Here is a 1,496-nt window from a genome sequence, read left to right as displayed (position 1 = left end):
CTGCGCGTGGGCGCCGTGGGCGGTGCCGTGGGGCCTAAAGTCGCGGAATTCCGGGGGTGCGTGGGTGTATTTCGGGGGCGTGGAGGGTCCACGCTTTTAGTGGGCCGTGAGTGCTGCGTGGGCGCTTAGGCTGCCGCGGGTAGCGGGGTCGGGAGGTGATAGACCTTGGATGGGTTGCCGCCGTTTGTGGCCGGAACATCAACGGATCCAATGACGCCCGACTTATCCAGTGCGTTGAGCTTCCGCCGGGCCTTCTCTATCTCGTTCGCGGTGGGTTTCTCTTTCTCGAAGAGTGCCGTCGCATAGTCACTGACGGTGATTCCCTGCCCGCGTGAGGCTTGGATCATGGCGAGTGGGTCCGCTGCGTTCCAGACCGACGAGATGCCCGCTGCGTGGTCGTGCATCACCTTGAATGGGCCTACCGTGTCCGCTGGTTGCTTCAGGTGTCGGAAGTCAACGATGGTGTCTCCCGGCTTGCCTGACAGCAGAATGACCGAGCCTGCCCCGCCTGTCAGCCATGTTGAGCCGTACACGTCAGAGAGCGTGTTGGGCACCCCGCCGTCAGCGCCTCGCTTCACCTGGTGATGAAGCTCTATGACCTCTACGCCAGCCGCCAGGGCCTTTTGCYGGGCATTGTTATATCCAGCCCCCACCGCGTCCTCTGAGAGACCTATGGCGGCGTCTTTGAGGCTGTCAACGAATACCCTGTTGGCCTTCGCTTCGAGCGCGAGATCCCTTAGAAGGTCCGGGTTCCTGGCAATGTCAGCGGGCGGCGGGCCTTTCCAGATGGTTAGGCGGCCGTTCACTTCGTCCTTCTGGCCCCTGGTGAAGTGCCGGCGCAGCGACCGGGCGATTTGCTGGGGCCGGTCCATTGCGAGGTATAGGACTCGTTCGCACGGCATTACGGGTAGCCCTAGGACGGTGCCGCCAAAGATGCTGCCTGCCACGAGCTGGCCGGTGAGCGTTGTCTTACCGACACCGGAGGGGCCGCAGATCATGAGTGCTTCACCTTCARCCCCCAGAACGTCCTGCCCAGCACCCCACCACGCGGGAGTGTGGTCTGGAATGTCGAACATGAAGTCGCCGCCGCGGGTGAAGTTGTGCAGAGCTGCCGTGTCATCCGGGGCCGTCACGCGGCAGCCGCGTTTGGCGTGGTGCTTGCATCGCTGCGGAGATTCCCTGAGCGGAGTAGGGCAGCAACGCGCCGGGCTTTCGTGGGGGAAAGCTCGGGCCAGTCTTTGACTAGGGCTTCAACTGCGGTTAGAGTAGTTTCATTGGAACGGAATGAGCGCCGTTCTAATACAGTCATGGAGTACCTTCCAGGAAACATGGCCAAAATGAGCAAATGAACAACAGCTTTTTTGCTAGCCGGTACACTTCGCAGGTGTACCGGCTAAAGCTGTTTAAGTTGGTGGTTCTAATCCCAACACTAGGGCACAGCAGGAACAATTAACAGCGTGTCGCCCTTGCATCCCTGTGGATGGGCTGTGTAGTAT

The 1,496-nt window shown here is 60.8% G+C and carries 1 protein-coding gene; it reads right to left on the bottom strand.

What is annotated here, in order from left to right:
- Positions 1-125 precede the first annotated feature (125 nt).
- Positions 126-1,133: an AAA family ATPase gene (locus tag AC1DEY_RS23375; RefSeq protein ID WP_476870081.1), complete on the bottom strand. Its 1,008-nt coding sequence runs from the start codon at positions 1,131-1,133 to the stop codon at positions 126-128.
- Positions 1,134-1,496: the final 363 nt, after the last annotated feature.

The sequence above is a fragment of the Arthrobacter sp. 05T47 genome (assembly GCF_056395825.1).
Note: the sequence above shows the minus strand (reverse complement) of the source record. Positions and strands in the feature narration are given on the sequence as shown.